The following is a 14,696-nucleotide window of genomic DNA, read 5'->3' as shown; positions in this document are numbered from 1 at the left end:
GGTGACGATTCCTCCTGAAACCCTGCTGCCCTTTCTGGCGGTAGCGGCGGTGGCCGGTTACTTCCAGACGGTGACCGGTTTTGGTCTGGGCATGATCGTGATCGGCTTGTCCAGTGGTCTTGGGATTGCCTCCGTGGCTACCGTCGCCACGGTGGTCAGCCTGCTGATGGTGGTCAACAGCGTCGTGGCGCTGCCCGGTAAGCTCCAGTACGTGCATTGGCCAGCGATCAGGGCAGTGATTGTCGGCCTTCTACCGGCGATCCTGGGCGGTGTCTTGATACTCGATTACTTGAGTGCCAGTGCCTCGCGCCTTTTGCAGCTCGTCCTGGGCGGTCTCATCCTTTATGGCGGGGTCAGCATGCTACTGCAGCCCAGCCGTCAGACGTCATTATCTTCGTCGATGAGCTTTTTCGTCAGCGGTGTGCTGTCCGGGCTGTGCGGCGGGCTCTTTGCCACACCCGGACCGCCGTTGATCTATCAGTGTTATCGTCAACCGCTACCCTTGATCGGCATCAGCAGCATGCTGATCCTGTTCTTTGCTATTACCTCACTCGTACGGACCCTATTCATTGCCTTTCAGGGTCAACTCGATACCGAAATCCTCGTGCTGACCGCCTGGTCGATACCGGTGATTGCCGTTACGACCTACGCCGGACGACGCTTTCCGCCGCCGCTGTCGGCGGTGATGATGCGTCGCCTGGCGTTTCTGGTGTTGGTGGGGATCGGGGGCGGGCTCATCGGGGCATCGCTAGACATTCTATAGCTCATTGACGTAGCAGTGCTGGCTCGTCTCGCAACGCGATAGTCGCCATTCCACCGGGTGACCTTGAAGATCCCTGGCGATACGGCGAATCTCCAGCAGCGGCGTACCGACCTTGACGCCCAGATGCGTCTTGTCCTGGCTATCGGCGGCGACCGCGAACAATCGTTCTTCGGCGTTGGCCACGCTACAGCCGAACTGCTGCTGGTAAAGATGGTAGAGCGTGTTGGGCAATGGCTCCGGGGATTTTTCGAGCCCTGCAAACAGGCGTGCCGAGACCACCGCGTCTTCCAGCAGCGCTGGATGATCGTCCAGCTCGCGCACCCGTCTTATATGAATGACTTCCTCACCGGCCTCCAGCTCTAAGGCTTGAGCTTCCTCAGCGGTGGCTTGCCGACGCTCCCGACGCAGTACGCGGGAGACGGGCAGGCTGCGCTGGCCATCCAGTCGCACCAGATGAAAGAACTGGAACAGCGAGCGGTCCGCATCGTGGGTCGCCACCACCGTGCCCTTGCCCTGATGACGGATGACCACCTGATCCTTGGCCAGGGCATCCAGCGCCTTTCGCAGCGTGCCGACGCTCACGGCGTATTCACGAGAAAGCGCCGATTCACTAGGGATGAAGGTGCCCGGCGCCCATTCCCCGGAGACGATGCGTGCCAGCAGCACTTCCTTGAGCTGCTGATACAGCGGGCGGAAGGTCGGCGTCACCCGAGAGTCCATTGGCAAGTCCTTATTTTCACAAGTGATTAACCATGAGTATGAATGTGATCAACGAATTCATTCTACCTCATAACACAAAATGGTACTTGCTATCCCATGTCATATATCATATACATGAGTTGGGGTTGGACGATGATCATCCATTCCAGGAACCAGCGGCATGATGCTGGCAGAGGCAGAACAATACGGTGGCTAGCGGGAGGACACATCGATGAGTATTGATTTCGTGGTGCACGACGCCGACGACAGCGTTGGCGTGGTGGTAGTAGAGGGGGTCCAGGCGGGGCAGACATTGACCGGCTGGGTGATGCACCAGGACCAGACGGTGACCTTCGAGGTGCATGATCCGATTCCCATCGGTCACAAGCTGGCGATTTGCGATCTGGCTGATGGCGATACCGTAATCAAGTACGGCGTCGATATCGGCAAGGCGGTCAAGCCGATCAGCAAGGGTGAGCATCTGCACGTCCACAACGTCAAGACCAAGAGGTGGTAAGCATGGAACTCAAGGGACGCAAGTTCATGGGCTATCGTCGCGACAACGGCCGCGTCGGGGTTCGCAACCACGTCATCGTGCTGCCGGTGGACGATATCTCCAACGCCGCCGCCGAGGCGGTTGCCAACAACATCAAGGGCACCCTGGCGATGCCGCATCCCTATGGGCGCCTGCAATTTGGTGCCGATTTGGACCTGCATTTCCGCACCCTGATCGGTACCGGCAGCAATCCCAATGTAGCGGCGGTAGTGGTCATCGGTATCGAGCCGGGTTGGACCGGCAAGGTGGTCGATGGCATCAAGGCCACCGGCAAGCCGGTAGCAGGCTTCTGGATCGAACAGAACGGTGATCACAACACCATTTGTGCCGCTTCCAAGGCCGCCCGGGAATACGTGCAGTACGCCACTGAACTACAGCGCGAGGAGTGCGATGTCAGCGAATTGTGGGTGTCGACCAAGTGCGGAGAGTCCGATACCACCTCGGGCTGCGGCGCCAATCCCACCGTCGGCGATGCCTTCGACAAGCTGTATGACGCGGGTTGTACCTTGGTCTTCGGCGAGACCTCGGAACTGACTGGCGGTGAGCATCTGGTGGCGGAACGCTGTGCCACACCCGAGGTGCGCGAGAAGTTCCAGGCGATGTTCGATCGCTACAGCGCGATGATCGATCGTCACAAGACCAGCGATCTCTCCGACTCCCAGCCGACCAAGGGCAACATCGAGGGTGGACTGACCACCATCGAGGAGAAGGCGCTGGGCAACATTCAGAAGATCGGACATCGCTGCCAGGTCGACGGGGTGCTCGACAAGGCCGAGACGCCGGACAAGCCGGGCCTGTGGTTCATGGACTCCTCATCCGCCGCCGCGGAGATGGTCACCCTATGTGCCGCCTCAGGCTATGTGGTGCATTTTTTCCCCACTGGGCAAGGCAACGTCATCGGCAACCCCATCCTGCCAGTGATCAAGATCTGCGCCAATCCGCGCACCTTCCGCACCATGAGCGAGCACATCGATGTCGATGTCACCGGTATTCTGAAGCGTGAGATCAACATGCAGGAAGCGGGCGACAAGCTCCTCGAGATGATGTTCCGTACGATCAACGGGCGCCATACAGCGGCGGAGGCGCTGGGGCATCGCGAGTTTGTGTTTACGCGCCTCTACGAGAGTGCCTGAGAGGCGCGGTAGCGTATTGAACGGGTGGCATCTGCCACCCGCAATGTCAGAAAAGGAGAAAAGAGAAAAGAGAAAAGAGAAGAACAGTCTGCGTCGCAATGACGCGATACCAGCAGTTTCCGGGACCTGCACGGAGGCACTGACCCACTCGATAGATGACAAGCGATACAACAGATATAACAAATAGCCATCGGAGAGACTCATGCGCCATACAAATCGATACAAGCGTTCCTGGTTCGGCACCCTTCTAGGGGCCACAATCGCCAGCATTGCCCTGAGCAATCCGGTTCTCGCTCAGAGCGCCGAGGATTATCCGTCCAAAAACGTGCAGTACATCATTCCCTTCGGGCCGGGCGGCGAATCCGATATCAGCGCCCGACTGCAACAGCAATATTTCAGAGACATCACCGACCAGCAACTGATCATCCAGTATATGGATGGGGGCGGGGGTGCGGTTGGCTGGTCTCAACTCAACGGGATGGATGCGGATGGCTACACCATCATGGGGACCAACCTGCCGCATATCATTCTCAAGCCCATGGGCAAGGACCCCGGTTTCAAGACGGACGATATCAAGACCTTCTATTTCTTCCACTATTCGCCGGATGCCCTGATCGTTGAAAACGACAGCCCCCACCAGACCCTCGAGGACTTCATCGAGGCGGCGAAGCAGTCACCCGGCGCCATTACCCTTTCCGGCAGCGGCACCCAGTCCGCCAATGACATCGCCAACAAGCGTCTGGAGTCGCTGGCCGACATCAAGACGACCTATATTCCCTTCAAGGGCACCGGGGCGGCGGTGGCCGCGCTATTGGGTAATCAGGTCCAGGCCGAGTGGGGATACACCACCGTGGCGGCCAATCACAGCGACAAGGTCCGCATGTTGGCGGTGGCATCAGACGAGCGTCATCCGCAGTTCCCCGATGTGCCGACCTTCAAGGAACTGGGGTATGACATGACCGGCGGCGCCTATCGCGGCATGGCCGTACCCAAGGAGACCCCGGAAGAGGTGACAAAAAAGCTCTCCAACATCTTCGGACAGATCAATCAGAACCCTGAGTTCCGCCAGAAAATGCAGGATCTTGGCTTCGTGCTGATCGATGTTCCCTACGCGGAGGTGGACGCGTTCATGGATGAACAACAAAAGGCCTACGAAGAAGTCGCCCGAGAGATGGGCATCATCGAGTAATCCAAGGGGCCATTCCTGGAATTCGGCTCCCGAGATCCTGGGAGCCTGACCAGCACGGGGGTAGTGCATGGAAATCTTGGGTTTCATGGTGGCGGCGTTCGCTCCTTTGAATCTGCTGCTGGCGATACTCGGTGTCGCTGCGGGGATCTTCATCGGGGCCTTACCGGGGCTATCCGCCACCATGGCGGTGGCAGTGCTGGTACCGGTTACTTTCGGCATGCCGACAGAAGCCGCATTGATCATGCTGGGGGCGATCTACACCGGGGCTATCTACGGCGGCTCCTATGCTGCCATCCTGGTCAATACGCCGGGCACTCCCTCGGCGATCGCCACCACTTTCGACGGCTATCCCATGGCTCAGCGCGGCGATGGTGACCTGGCGGTCACCTTGTCCACGCTCTCCTCGATGGTGGGCGGGCTGGTCGGCGCGCTGGCGCTGCTGACCCTGGCACCGCTGCTGGCGCAAATCGCGCTCAAGTTTGGGCCGGTGGAGTATTTCTGGCTGGCGATCTTCGGTCTGACGCTGATTTCCGCGCTCTCGGAAGGCTCGACGCTCAAAGGCTTCATCGGCGCCGGTATCGGTTTGCTGCTTTCCACCGTGGGGGTGGCGGTGGTCGGGGCCGATATTCGCTATGCGTTCGGCTCGCAGTTCTTGCTTGGTGGGGTAGAGATCATCTCGGCGCTGATCGGCCTGTACTGCATCCCGGTGCTGATCGATCTGGTCGCTACGCCAAGCGCTCATCTAGAACCGCCGAAAGAAGGGCGCGGAGTGCGCTTTACCGAGAGCATGGGGTTGATGTGGCGAAGCAAGTTCAACTCTCTGCGCAGCGCGGTGATCGGCACTGTCGTCGCCATTCTGCCCGGCGCCGGTGGTTCGATCGCCAGCCTAGTGTCCTACTCCGAGGCGCGGCGCACGTCACCGCGCAGCGAGCACTTCGGTAAAGGCGAGCCGGATGGGGTGATTGCCACCGAGTCGGCCAATAATGCCACGGTTGGCGGTGGTTTCATCCCCACCTTCGTGCTGGGCATTCCCGGCACCCCGCCGGATGCGGTAATCCTCGGTGCGCTACTGGTGCAGGGCTTTCGCACCGGCCCCGAGATGTTCACTACTAATGCCAACGTCACCTACACCTTCATTGGCGGGTTGTTCATCGCCACGCTGCTCATGCTTCCCCTTGGACTACTGATCGGGCGCTATGCCTTCAAATCGATCGTGACCATTCCCAAGGCACTGCTGGTGCCGAGCATCGCCTTCATGACCGTCATCGGTACCTACGCCATCCGCAACAACCCCTTCGATGTGGTGGTCATGGTGGTGTTGGGCGTTATTGGCTGGGTACTGGCCCGTTACGGCGTCAAGCCATCACCCATCGTGCTCGGCCTGATCCTCGGGCCTATCGCCGAACAGGGCTTCGTACAGGGCTATCTGATGGGCAATGCCTCAGGGTCGATGTTGGGGGTGTTCTTCGGTCGTCCAATTTCGATGGCAATCATCGCCGTGACGTTGATAGCCATTTTCTACCCGCTGTGGCGCGCGAGACGCAGCCGCGCGATTGATAACAAGGAGTCCCGCCGTGAGCACTGAAACGAACGCCACTCAGATCGAGGCCCGGCGCTCGGATGGCATTCTGGCGTCGATCATGATCGTCATCGCCCTCGGTGCGCTGTGGTTCAGCCGCGACATGTCGATGATGGCCAGTGTCTTTCCGCGCACCATCGCCATCCTGCTGTTGATCTTCAGTATCGCGCTTTTAGCCCGAGTCTTCGTCACGCGGCCGCAGATGTCGAAACCACAGCCCGGTAGCGTGGGCCGCCGGCTGGGGCTCATCGGCGTGCTCTTGCTGTGGAGCTTTTCCCTCAAATGGTTGGGGTTCATCGTTGCGAGCGTACTTTCCGCCACAGCGCTGGCAATGCTGGCGCACTATCACGGCTGGACGTTCAAACGCGCGGTTGCCTATGGCCTGGTGCTGGCCGGGATCATCGCGTTTTTCTATACCCTGTTTGCCATCCTGCTCAATGTGCCGCTGCCGGTGGGGCAGCTATGGCGTGGTCTTTGAGGTGAAGAAGCCAATGAGCGACATCGTCATCAGTGAATTCATGGATGAGGCGGCCGTCGAGGCGCTTGGACGAGACTTCACGGTGCTCTTCGACCCCACCCTGGTGGAAGCACGTGAGCGGCTTCTGGATCAGGGGGAGGGCGTCCGTGGGCTGATCGTGCGCAACCGCACCCAGGTGGACGAGGCGCTTCTTTCACGCTTTCCCGATCTCGAAGTGGTGGGGCGCCTCGGTGTGGGCCTCGACAATATCGACCTCGAGACCTGTGCGGCGCGAGGGATCGAGGTCAAGCCGGCATTCGGCGGCAACGGCAGTTCGGTCGCCGAATACGTGATCGGTGGTGCACTCATGCTGCGCCGTGGCGCCTATTTCTCGAGTGCGGCGATGCTGGCCGGGGTGTGGCCACGCCAGGCGCTGATCGGTCGTGAGGTATCCGGCAGCGTGCTGGGGCTGGTGGGCTTCGGCGCCATCGCCCGGGAGACGGCGCGACGGGCCCGGGCGCTGGACATGCAGGTGATGGCCTTCGATCCGCATCTGCCTGCCGAGGATGCCGCCTGGGCCGACGTCGAGCGCCGCGACAGCCTCGAGTCACTGCTCGAAGAGGCCGACGTGATCAGCCTGCATGTGCCACTGACCGAGGCGACCCATCATCTGATCGATGCCACCCGGCTGCAGCGGGTCAAGTCGTCGGCGGTGCTGATCAATGCCGCCCGTGGCGGCACCGTCGACGAAGCGGCGCTCGCAGACGCCCTGCGAGAAGGGCGCCTGGCCGGGGCCATGCTGGATGTCTTCGAGCAGGAGCCGCTGCCCGCGGGGTCGATACTCGTGGGAGTGCCCAACCTGATCCTGACGCCGCATATTGCCGGGGTGACCGAGGAGTCCAATGCGCGCATCAGCCAGATGACCGCCGATAATGTGCGGGCGGTGCTGGGCCAGAAGTCGGGGAGGGCAGAGACATGAGTGAACCAAAGACCGTGACCCTCGAGTCGGCGCGCGATCTGGCGATGGCGGCAATGCGCGCCCATGGCTTCGGCGAACCCGAGGCCACCGCGACCGTCGAGGCGTTGCTGGAGGCCGAGCGTGACGGCCTGCCCTCCCACGGCCTGTCGCGTTTGCCGTTCTATTTGGATCAGGCGGCCAGTGGCAAGGTCGAGGCCACGGCGGTGCCAAGAGTCGATGTCGATGGCGCCGTGGTTCGGGTCGACGCCGGCCATGGTCTGGCCTTCCCCGCAGTGGCGAAGGGGCTGGAGGTCGGGATCGAACAGGCCCGCGAGCATGGCTTGGCGGCGGTATCCATCGCCCGTTCGCATCACTTCGGCGTCGCCGGTTCGCCGGTAGAAACCGCGGCACGCCAGGGGCTGATGGCCCTGGCCTTCAGCAATGCACCCTCGGCGATGGCCCCCTGGGGTGGCAACCGTCCGCTCTACGGCACCAATCCCATCGCGTTTGGCTGCCCGCGTCGGGACGCCGAGCCGCTGTTGATCGATCTATCGTTGTCCAAGGTGGCCCGCGGCAAGGTGATGCTGGCCAAGAAGGCGGGAAAACCGATTCCCGACGACTGGGCCCTGGATGTCGACGGGCGACCCACCACCGACCCGGATGCCGCCATCGCCGGCAGCATGGTGCCGTCGGGGGACGCCAAGGGGGCAGCATTGGCGCTGATGGTCGAACTGCTCACCGCCGGGCTGGCCGGCAGCCATTTCGGCTTTCAGGCCAGCTCCTTCTTCGAGGCTGAGGGCGAGGCGCCGAACACTGCTCATCTGCTCCTGCTGTTTGATCCGGCGCGTTTCTCAAATGACTTCCTCGAACATGCCGAGACGCTGTTTTCCGCCATGCTCGAGCAGCCCGGGGTGCGGTTGCCGGGGGAGCGTCGCTATCGGCTGCGTCGCGAGTTCGACGGCCGGCTGCGGCTGCCCGGCGAACTGGTGGCGGCGCTTGAGGAACATGCGGCTAGGTAGAAGGTGGCGGCGCCGTCGATTCCCGCAACACCAGCGGCGCCTCGATCACCTGGCAATGAATCGTGGGCTGTTGCTGAATGCGTGCCGCCAGGGCATCGGCGACGCGATGGCCAATATCCTTGGCGGGAGCGGCCACGGTAGTCAAGGGAGGGTGCATGAAGCGCGCCTGGGGCAGGTCGTCGAAGCCGGTGACCGAGAGCTCCTCGGGCATGCGAATGCCGGCCTTTTGGGCCGCCAGCATCACGCCGAAGGCGAGGGTGTCGTTACCACACAGAATGGCGGTGGGCGATGGATCGAGGCGCATCAGCAGTTGCAGCGCGTAGGCACCTTCCTCGATGCCGTAGTCGACGGTCACGATACGTTCACCAGGCAGTTCGACGCCGGCGGCGTCCATGGCGTCTCGGAACCCGCGCAGCCGGGCCCGGGCGCGGTCGTTGCCGGTGGTGGGCGCGGTGACCACGGCGATGCGCCGATGGCCCAGTGCGATCAAGTGTTCCGCCAGGCGCTTCGCGGGGGCGGCGTTATCGAAGCCGATGCTGGGCCAGTCGGGGTCATTTTCGCTGTGCCAACAGCTGAGATAGGGCAGGGCGTATTGCTTGAGCAGGGTCAGGGCAGCTGGCCGGTGATCGTGACCGATCAGGACGGCGCCATCGATGCCCTGCTGGACCAGGGTGCGCAAGGCTTCCAGTTCGTCGTCGAGATTGTAATGGTAGGTGGCGATCAGAAGACGACAGTCGTGGTGCTTGAGGCGTCTTTCAAGGCTGTCGATCATCGCGCTGAAGATAGGGTTGTCCAGGGTCGGCACCAGGGCACCGATGGCGCCGATACGCCGCGAGGCCAGGGCCCGAGCAGGCCCATCGGGGACATAGCCGAGCCGATCGACAGCGGCCTTGACCTTCGCGCGCAGGCGCTCACTGACGTGGGGTGCCCGGTTGAGCACTCGGGAGACCGAGGCCGTGGAGACTCCGGCTTCACGCGCTACATCGCCGAGCAGGGTTCGTTTGTCGTTCTTCATCCTGGCTTGGGCACCCTGTATTCATGCGGAAAGTAAAATTTGCCATTGTAGCCAATTTTTTGCTGGACAAGTCCTATATAGGAGTCTAGGTTTAAAGAATGTTTTGTAAGCGCTTACATTTTAATCTAACGCAAGTTTAGTAATAACGCGATATTGAAAGCACTGACCATCGCGTCGGACATCACAACAACAAGTCATCAGGAGCCAATGCCATGGCGAATTCCACACCGGCTGCAACACGCGGCCAATCCTTCGGCTGGTTGATATGGGTTGCCCTGGGTCTCTTCGTGGCGTTCTTCTTGAATGTCGCGTTGGAGCGGTATTGGCCCGGTCTGTTCGAGATGTCTCCAGTGGTCGAAGCCTGTCTGCTGGTGCTGGCCACGGCCTGTTTCATCAGCGGTTGCCTGAGCTACGAACGGCGCCGTGCCAGCAGTGAATGATCACCCCCGGCCACACGCAGCACGGTCCCGACAATAACCCGAAGAAGCGTAAGACCTGAGCCTAAAAACAAAACACAAGAGGATGTCAGCATGTCACGCCTAACCAAGATGTTATCTCGAGTACCCGGTGCCCTGGACACATCCAGCCAATCCGAGCGCCGCCACTTCCTGAGCACGGTGGCCCGTTACGGATTTACCGCCGCCGTGCTTGGTGCCGTCGGCGGTGGATTGTTCTCGGAATCCGCCATGGCCGCCGTTTCCCAGGAGGAAAACGAACGCGAAAAGGCCGCCGACACGACCTTGACGGTGGGCACGGGCTATGTGCTTGGCGCGTCCCGGGCTTATCCGATCATGCAGCTCAACTTCAAGGAGAACCTGCAGAACTTCACCGGAGGCCGTCTCTACGTGAAGCTGGCCCCGGGTGGTCAGTTGGGCGCCGGCGGTGCGCTGATCACCAAGGTGCAGAACGGCACCATCGCCATGGCCCAGCATTCGATCTCCAATCTTTCGCCCTTCGCACCGGAGGTCGATCTGATCAACATCCCCTACTGGTGTGGTGAAAATCAGAAGCTGATCAACCTGGTCACGTCAAAGGCCTGGCAGGACACGGTGCACGACAAGGTGGAGGCGCGGGGCTTCAAGATACTCACCTATATCTGCATCGATCCGCGCACCGTAGCGGTACGTGGCGGCCTGCTGGATGGCCCGGCGCGCACCCCGGAGGATATCAAGGGCATCAAGTTCCGGGTGCCGTCATCCCAGATCCTGCAGAAGGTCTATCGTCTGGCCGGTGCCAATCCGACACCGATCGCCTGGGGCGAGACCTCTTCCGCGATCAAGCAAGGGGTCGCCGATGCCCTCGACCCGAGCGTGCAGGCGCTGTTGGTCTTCGGCTTCACGGATATTCTGGCCAATATCTCGACCATTCGATCGGTGCCGGACGCCCAGGTCTACACCTGCAACAAGGCCTGGTTCGATGGCCAGCCCAAGGAGATACAGGACGGCGTGCTTCAGGCGTCGGATGTGACCTTCCGCGAGAACCTGGCCAAGGTGCCCGCCGCGCGCGCCTATGCCTACGATCAGATGCGCAAGGCCGGCGTGTCGATCTACTCGCCCAGCGATGCGGAACTCGATCAGTGGCGCGAACGCTGTGGTCATCAGCTGGCGACCTGGGACGACACCAAGGTCGAGCTGGCCGGTTCCCTCGAAGTCTTCGAAAAGCTCCTGGCGGCTACGGAGGTGTCAAATGGCTACTACGTCGACAGCAACGGCTAAGCCCGGAAAGTATCACGCATTGCGAATGAAGTTCGATCGCGTCGACCGGGGGGTGGAGCGTTGGCTGTTGCTGACTTTCTATGCCCTGATCATCCTGACCGTGGCCATCGAGGTCATCCGCCGCTTCGCCCTGGATTACTCCTCGGTATGGGGTGAGGAGCTGTCGCGCTATGCCTTCATCTATCTGGCCTGGCTCGCCGCCGCCGCCGCGGTGCGCGATCGCGCCCATATTCGTATCGATGTGCTGGTCAATCTTGGCGGGCCCCGGGCCCAGCGACTCGGCTGGTGGCTTGCCGATATCGCGACCTTGGTGCTGGCGGTCTGGGCGCTATGGCTGTCGCTTTCGCCGGTGCTGACCTCGTTGCAGTTCGGCTCGGTGACAGCGGGGCTAAGGGTATCCCAGGCGATATTTCTTGCCGCCATTCCCATCGGGTTCCTGGTGGTGGTGTGGCGGGTCGTGCAGTCGATGCTTGCCGATGTACGCCGCATGCGGCGTGGCGAACCCCCGTTTTCGGGACACAAGCTCTTCGACTGAAGGAGGTCGCATATGGAATTTCTCGCTATCCAGCAGGCCGCGGCCACCCTCGACTGGACCTTCTACGTCCCGCTCGCGGTGCTGATTGCCTTGATCGTGTTCGGAGTGCCGATTTGGGTGGCCATCGGGCTTGGAACGCTCGGCATGTTGACACTCACCGAGACGCTGCCCCTGTCGATGTTCGGCGAGGCGCTGTTCGACGGCATCGATGCCTTCGCCCTGATCGCGGTGCCGCTGTTCATCCTGACCGGGGATGCCCTGGTGCGTTCGGGGCTCTCCGACAAGCTGCTCGATGTCGCTGAGGCCAGTGTCGGCGGACTACGCACTGGTCTGGGCAACTCCACGACCCTGGGCTGTGGCTTCTTCGCCTGCATCTCGGGCTCCGATGCAGCCGGGGCGGCGGCGGTAGGGCGCATGACCATCCACCGGCTGGTGGAGCGCGGCTATCCATTGCCGGCAGCCTGCGCGCTGGTGGCTTCCGGCGCCTGTACCGGCATCCTGATCCCGCCGTCGATCGCCTATATCGTCATCGGCTTGGTGCTGGGCATGTCCGCTTCGACGCTGTTCCTGGCCGCCGCCATTCCCGGGGTCATGGTGATGGTGTCGGTGATGGTCACCAACATGGTGCTGAACCGCATATACGGCTTCGAGAATGAACATGCGCCTTTCTCCGGACGCCGCTGGTTGGCGACGGTGTGGGATGCGCGCTGGGCCCTGTTCGTGCCGGTGGTGATTCTCGGTGGCATCTACTCGGGGTTGTTTACGCCCACTGAGGCGGCCTCGGTGGCGGTGGTGGTGGTGGTCATCATCGGGCTCTACCAAGGCCGACTGAGCCTCGGCGACATCCCGCGCATGCTGGAGTCGTCGGCACGGGTGTGCGGGGTGATCGTGCCCATCATCGCCGTGTCGCTGCCCCTGGCCCAGACGTTGGCCAGCCTCGACATTCCCCAGACGCTGGTGGGCGGCATCGGCAACCTCACCGACTCCTCGACCGCCATCATCCTGCTGATGATCGGCATCCTGATCCTGGCCGGCTGCGTGATGGAGACCACCCCCAACATCGTGATCCTGTCACCTCTGCTGCTGCCGCTGGCCCAATCGGTGGGGATGAACGAGTTCCACTTCGCGATCCTGATGGTGACCACCCTGGGGCTGGGGTTCATCACGCCGCCGCTGGGACTCAACCTGTTCGTGGTCTCGGGACTGACGCGCTGCTCGGTGCTGGCCATCGCCCGCTATGCCTTCCCCTTCGTGCTGGGCATGCTGCTGGTGGTGTTGCTGATTGCCTTTGTGCCTTGGCTGTCGACCTGGGGGCTCTGAATAGATGGCGGCCCTGGCGAATCGCTGCGCCAGGGCCGCCAAGTAAAAAGATGGATAGCTTTCAGCCTAGAATGTAAGCGCTTACATGAGGGGGGTGTTCACAAAATAGGCGAACGAAGGCAAGACAAGGCGAAATTGAGTGAAAAAGCGCAGTTTACACGGAGTAAATGAGCATTTTGAGCTCAATTTCAACGCTGTATTGCCGAGTACAGGCATTTTGTAAAGACCCTCTGAGGCGATGGGAACATCACAGTTCAACTGTCAATGAAATGAAAGGAGTGACCGACATGACGATTCAATACTACAAGAAGGCCGAGAAGAACGCCGCCACCGGCTACGGCGAAACCCAGGAGCTCGTTGCCAGAATGCTGGCCGAGATCGAGGCGGAGGGGGAGGCCAAGGCGAAGGAGTATTGCCGGACCCTGGATGGTTGGGAAGGCGATGTCGTGGTCAGCCGAGAGCAGATCGATGCGGCCTCGGCTCGGGTGCCGGAACAACTCAAGCAGGACATCCAGTTCGCCTACGAGCGGGTCAGTCGCTTTGCCACGGCACAGCGCGACAGTATCGGTGAGTTCGAGGTCGAGCTCTCACCGGGGCTGTTCGCCGGCCAGAAGCTGATTCCGATGGAAACCGCCGGCTGCTATGTGCCGGGTGGCCGTTATGCGCATATCGCCTCGGCGATCATGAGCGTGGCCACGGCCAAGGTGGCCGGAGTGAAAAACGTCGTGGCGTGCTCGGTGCCGCGAGACGAGAACGGCATCCACCCGGCGATCCTTTATGCCATGGACCTGGCCGGGGCCGATACCATCCTGCAGATGGGCGGCGTGCAGGGCATCGCCTCCATAGCTTTCGGGCTGTTCACTGGCAAGCCTGCGGATATTCTGGTCGGCCCGGGCAATCGCTTCGTCGCCGAAGCCAAGCGGCAGCTGTTCGGGCGCTGCGGCATCGACATGTTCGCCGGCCCTACCGAGATTGGCATCATTGCCGATGACACGGCGGACCCGGATATCGTCGCCGCCGACCTGGTGGGTCAGGCTGAGCATGGCCCGGACTCCCCGGCCTGGCTGTTCACCACATCCCGCAAGTTGGCGGATGCGGTCACCGAGCGCATGCCCGGCCTGATCGCCACGCTGCCCGAGACCCAACGCAAGGCGGCGGATGCGGCCTGGCGCGATTATGGCGAAATAATTCTCTGTGACACCCGCGAGGAGGTCGTCGAGATCAGCGATCGCTATGCCTCGGAGCACCTCGAAATCCAGGCCGAGGACCATGACTGGTGGATAGCCCGGCTGAACAGCTATGGCTCGCTGTTCGTCGGCGAGGAGGCCACGGTGGCCTTCGGCGACAAGTGCTCGGGCACCAACCACATCCTGCCCACCAAGGGCGCGGCACGTTACACCGGCGGTCTGTGTGCGGAGAAGTTCCTCAAGATCGTCACCTACCAGCGCCAGAGTCGGGAGGCGACCCGCGACGTGGCCGCGGTCACAGCACGCCTGTCGCGCTGCGAGGGCATGGAGGGGCATGCGCGTACCGGCGACGTGCGCCTGGCCAAGTACTACCCGGACGAGACCTTCGAGCTGGTGATCACCGAGGAGGTGTGACATGCGCGCGAGTTTCGATCTCGGTGGCCAGGTGGCGCTGGTCACGGGTGGCAGTAGCGGGCTGGGGCGCTCGACGGGGAGCTGACCTGCAAGCAGCTGGGCCGGTGGCATGGTCAGCCGGCGTTGCTGTCGGGGAATCCCGAGTATCCGCCTATCG

Annotated in this window: 15 protein-coding genes; 13 read left to right on the top strand and 2 right to left on the bottom strand. The window is 61.8% G+C overall.

Translation table 11 applies throughout. The features are described from left to right. Position 1: 1 nt before the first annotated feature. Positions 2-763 carry a TSUP family transporter gene (locus ACPF7Z_RS09080; RefSeq protein WP_425192920.1) on the top strand — a complete coding sequence of 254 codons (762 nt, stop codon included), beginning with the start codon at positions 2-4 and terminating at the stop codon, positions 761-763. On the opposite strand, the gene ACPF7Z_RS09075 is transcribed toward ACPF7Z_RS09080, so the two are convergent. Beyond that, positions 758-1,483 carry a GntR family transcriptional regulator gene (locus ACPF7Z_RS09075; RefSeq protein ID WP_425192919.1) on the bottom strand — a complete coding sequence of 242 codons (726 nt, stop codon included), beginning with the start codon at positions 1,481-1,483 and terminating at the stop codon, positions 758-760. The genes ACPF7Z_RS09080 and ACPF7Z_RS09075 overlap by 6 nt on opposite strands. A 211-nt stretch (positions 1,484-1,694) precedes the next feature. Between ACPF7Z_RS09075 and ACPF7Z_RS09070 the strand changes: the two genes are divergently transcribed. From ACPF7Z_RS09070 to ACPF7Z_RS09040, 7 genes are all read left to right on the top strand, one after another. Further along, positions 1,695-1,979 (top strand): UxaA family hydrolase, encoded by a 285-nt coding sequence (locus ACPF7Z_RS09070; RefSeq protein ID WP_425192918.1) that lies wholly within the window; start codon positions 1,695-1,697, stop codon positions 1,977-1,979. Positions 1,980-1,981: 2 nt separating this feature from the next. Continuing rightward, on the top strand, positions 1,982-3,151 hold the full coding sequence (locus ACPF7Z_RS09065; protein WP_425192917.1) for a UxaA family hydrolase: 1,170 nt from the start codon (positions 1,982-1,984) through the stop codon (positions 3,149-3,151). A 202-nt stretch (positions 3,152-3,353) separates the two neighbouring features. Further along, entirely contained in the window at positions 3,354-4,340 is a 987-nt protein-coding gene (locus tag ACPF7Z_RS09060) for a tripartite tricarboxylate transporter substrate binding protein (protein ID WP_425192916.1), read from the top strand. Positions 4,341-4,407: 67 nt separating this feature from the next. Continuing rightward, positions 4,408-5,925: a tripartite tricarboxylate transporter permease gene (locus ACPF7Z_RS09055; RefSeq protein WP_425192915.1), complete on the top strand. Its 1,518-nt coding sequence runs from the start codon at positions 4,408-4,410 to the stop codon at positions 5,923-5,925. Continuing rightward, a complete protein-coding gene (locus ACPF7Z_RS09050; protein ID WP_425192914.1) occupies positions 5,915-6,397 on the top strand; it encodes a tripartite tricarboxylate transporter TctB family protein in 483 nt (160 codons plus the stop codon). The genes ACPF7Z_RS09055 and ACPF7Z_RS09050 overlap by 11 nt, the downstream gene beginning before the upstream one ends. Positions 6,398-6,410: 13 nt before the next feature. Continuing rightward, positions 6,411-7,355: a hydroxyacid dehydrogenase gene (locus tag ACPF7Z_RS09045; protein ID WP_425192913.1), complete on the top strand. Its 945-nt coding sequence runs from the start codon at positions 6,411-6,413 to the stop codon at positions 7,353-7,355. Then, positions 7,352-8,353, top strand: a complete 1,002-nt coding sequence (locus ACPF7Z_RS09040) for an Ldh family oxidoreductase (protein ID WP_425192912.1) — start codon at positions 7,352-7,354, stop codon at positions 8,351-8,353. The genes ACPF7Z_RS09045 and ACPF7Z_RS09040 overlap by 4 nt, the downstream gene beginning before the upstream one ends. On the opposite strand, the gene ACPF7Z_RS09035 is transcribed toward ACPF7Z_RS09040, so the two are convergent. After that, the gene (locus ACPF7Z_RS09035; RefSeq protein ID WP_425192911.1) at positions 8,346-9,368 is read right to left on the bottom strand and encodes a LacI family DNA-binding transcriptional regulator; all 1,023 of its coding nucleotides are present in this window, start codon (positions 9,366-9,368) and stop codon (positions 8,346-8,348) included. The two genes, ACPF7Z_RS09040 and ACPF7Z_RS09035, sit on opposite strands and share 8 nt — an antisense overlap. Before the next feature lie 212 nt (positions 9,369-9,580). Between ACPF7Z_RS09035 and ACPF7Z_RS09030 the strand changes: the two genes are divergently transcribed. The 5 genes from ACPF7Z_RS09030 (at position 9,581) to hisD (ending at position 14,539) form a co-directional block, all read left to right on the top strand. Beyond that, positions 9,581-9,808 carry a hypothetical protein gene (locus tag ACPF7Z_RS09030; protein WP_425192910.1) on the top strand — a complete coding sequence of 76 codons (228 nt, stop codon included), beginning with the start codon at positions 9,581-9,583 and terminating at the stop codon, positions 9,806-9,808. A 90-nt stretch (positions 9,809-9,898) separates the two neighbouring features. Further along, complete coding sequence (locus ACPF7Z_RS09025; protein WP_425192909.1) at positions 9,899-11,083, top strand: TRAP transporter substrate-binding protein; 1,185 nt, start codon at positions 9,899-9,901, stop codon at positions 11,081-11,083. Positions 11,084-11,108: 25 nt separating this feature from the next. Continuing rightward, positions 11,109-11,618: a TRAP transporter small permease gene (locus ACPF7Z_RS09020; RefSeq protein ID WP_425192908.1), complete on the top strand. Its 510-nt coding sequence runs from the start codon at positions 11,109-11,111 to the stop codon at positions 11,616-11,618. A 12-nt stretch (positions 11,619-11,630) separates the two neighbouring features. After that, the gene (locus tag ACPF7Z_RS09015; protein ID WP_425192907.1) at positions 11,631-12,938 is read left to right on the top strand and encodes a TRAP transporter large permease; all 1,308 of its coding nucleotides are present in this window, start codon (positions 11,631-11,633) and stop codon (positions 12,936-12,938) included. A gap of 287 nt (positions 12,939-13,225) precedes the next feature. Next, positions 13,226-14,539 carry a histidinol dehydrogenase gene (gene hisD, locus ACPF7Z_RS09010; protein WP_425192906.1) on the top strand — a complete coding sequence of 438 codons (1,314 nt, stop codon included), beginning with the start codon at positions 13,226-13,228 and terminating at the stop codon, positions 14,537-14,539. Positions 14,540-14,696: the final 157 nt, after the last annotated feature.

Source organism: Halomonas sp. GXIMD04776, from assembly GCF_049808615.1.
Lineage (GTDB): Bacteria > Pseudomonadota > Gammaproteobacteria > Pseudomonadales > Halomonadaceae > Modicisalibacter.
The sequence above is the reverse complement of the archived record's forward strand: the minus strand, read 5'-3'. Positions and strand labels throughout refer to the sequence as shown.